This is a genomic window from Trichocoleus sp. FACHB-40 (genome assembly GCF_014695915.1).
Lineage (GTDB): Bacteria > Cyanobacteriota > Cyanobacteriia > Cyanobacteriales > FACHB-T130 > Funiculus > Funiculus sociatus.
Window position 1 is genome coordinate 1 of record NZ_JACJPF010000033.1, and the last position, 2,085, is coordinate 2,085.

Annotated in this window: 4 protein-coding genes and 1 pseudogene; 2 read left to right on the forward strand and 3 right to left on the reverse strand. The window is 48.2% G+C overall.

Features of this window, described 5'->3' with window-relative positions; translation table 11 throughout:
- Positions 1-133: 133 nt before the first annotated feature.
- Positions 134-307, reverse strand: coding sequence for a hypothetical protein (locus H6F63_RS03425; RefSeq protein WP_190634903.1), 174 nt, complete (start codon positions 305-307; stop codon positions 134-136).
- Between the two features lie 227 nt (positions 308-534).
- Between H6F63_RS03425 and H6F63_RS29800 the strand changes: the two genes are divergently transcribed.
- Positions 535-843, forward strand: a complete 309-nt coding sequence (locus tag H6F63_RS29800; protein WP_347276765.1) for a transposase family protein — start codon at positions 535-537, stop codon at positions 841-843.
- Positions 844-851: 8 nt separating this feature from the next.
- Complete coding sequence (locus H6F63_RS29805) at positions 852-1,055, forward strand: hypothetical protein (RefSeq protein ID WP_242019495.1); 204 nt, start codon at positions 852-854, stop codon at positions 1,053-1,055.
- Between the two features lie 306 nt (positions 1,056-1,361).
- Here H6F63_RS29805 and H6F63_RS03435 read toward each other — a convergent pair whose 3' ends face one another.
- Both H6F63_RS03435 and H6F63_RS30865 read right to left on the reverse strand, forming a co-directional pair.
- Positions 1,362-1,637, reverse strand: a complete 276-nt coding sequence (locus H6F63_RS03435) for a transposase (protein ID WP_190634905.1) — start codon at positions 1,635-1,637, stop codon at positions 1,362-1,364.
- A gap of 336 nt (positions 1,638-1,973) precedes the next feature.
- Positions 1,974-2,085 (reverse strand): annotated as a pseudogene (locus tag H6F63_RS30865) (IS5/IS1182 family transposase); the annotation flags it as partial.

Consider the following 2,085-nt stretch of genomic DNA (forward strand, 5'->3'; position numbering starts at 1 on the left):
AGCGTTTGAACTCTCGATTCGATAACTTTTTTGTTTGCTCGTATCGCATGGGTAAATGGCTTCAAACTACAAAGTCTTTCATCTTACCATAAAATAATTTTGCAAGAGGTCTACTATCTGCCCTGTACCCCATTTAAATTGGTATCACAAATTGTCCGCCGCGATCTGTGCGCTGCACAAAAAGTACATTTTGCCAATACTCGAATCGCAGGATTAATGATTCTGGGATTTTCAGGTATTTCGCCACAAGTGCAACAGTGAGGCGAAATGTCTTTGGCGGTTGAATGCGGCGAAATAAGGCTGTCATAATAGACCTCCTGCATGAATAGGAAAGCGTGTGACAGTTGATGAGCGTAGGGAAGCAAAGCACGCTAGATTCTGGATAGGGACGAATTCCAGAATCAGCAATGCAATACCGGGAGTTAGAGCATCTATCCAAGGCTGAGTTCAACCGCTGGTGTGGGGTGAGCCGGAGGACTTTCCGCGAGATGGTCGAGATGGTACGCCCGCACTTAGATCGGCAAGGACGATGGGGTGGACAAGCTTGCACTAAGGGTCGAAGACCAGGTGTTAGTGGCCAAGGCTTACTGGCGAGAGTATCGTAGCCAGTTTCACATCGGCGTGAGTTGGGGATTGCACGAAACCACAGTCGGACGAATTGTGAGAAAAGTGGAAGACCTGCTGGTTAAGAGTGGCAAGTTTCGCCTTCCTCCTCAGCGTCAGTTGTATCAGCCCGGGTGGGAGTGGAAGGTAATGGTGGTCGATGTCGGCGAGGTAGAGATTGAACGCCCCCAAAAAAACAGAAACGTTACTACAGCGCTAAGCAGCGTTGCCACACGCTAAAAGCACAGTTGGTAGTGGAGTTTGAAAGCGAACAAATCATTTGTACGGCTGTCGATACGGGTAGAACCCATGACTTCAAACTGCTCAAGCGCAGTCGCTTGCCGTTTGTCTCATCCCAGTTGTGTTTAGCTGACCGACGATACCAAGGATTTGCTTGCGCGTCATCAGTCGAGCTTGTACCCCCACCAAGAAGCGACGCCAGCAACCTTTAGTTGAGGAGGAAAAACAGCATAATCGGGCTTTAGCTCGGCTATGAATCAAAGTGGAGCATGTGATTCGTCGCTTCAATATCTTCCGCATTTTCTCAGGTCGGTATCGCAACCGCAGAAAACGGTTTGGCCTGCGCTTAAACCTCATTGCTGGCCTGCTCAACTATGAACTGGCACACCCTTCATGATTCATGCAGGAGGTCTAATCAATTCATTGCAGGTTTAACTGTTGAGCCGCTCGTTTCTGGCGTGGCGTCGAAAATGATAGAGTAGGGAATGTTAGAAGCTGTTTCTAAAGAAGTGTAACGATTAATGAGTTCGCTGATTCTGAGTGAGTTGGCGCAGCATCAATCGAATCATCGTGAGATAGATAAAGCCCTCATAATGTTCTGGTAACTCCTCATAGTCTCGACATAAACGCCGTGCATTTTCTAGCCATGCAAATGTCCGTTCCACAACCCACCGCCACGGTTCAACGACGAAGCCCTGTCCCAGTTTCTGGGTCAATTCCAACGTGCAGTCGTATGCCATCTGCAACACAACCGCAATCGCACCCCGATAACCTTGGTCAGCCAGAATTTTCACGACTGCGAGGATTGTTCTCCAATGCTGGAACTAAGACTACGGGTGCTGCTTTGACATCCGCAACGTTTGCGGCACTAACAAAACATGACACGACTAAGCCCAACACATCGACAATCAGGTGCCGCTTGCGCCCTTTGACCTTTTTGTTGCCATCAACTCCGTGTTCAGGCCCCCTTTTTGAGCCATCTCCACTGATTGACTATCGATTAGTCCCAAGCTTGGTTGTTCGTCGCGTCCTGCCTCGACCCTGACTTGCCGACCCAAGGCTTGATTAGACCTCTTGCAAAAGTCGCAGATGGGGTAAGATGAGGACTGAAATTATGCGATCACTCTCCCCTAATCATAAGAATCACTTATCTTATTCAATGCGAGCCTTAGTTCGTAATTGTAAAGTCCCGCTATCAGATTAAACCTTAAACCAAATCTTTTTCGGCGATTTCTATAACGG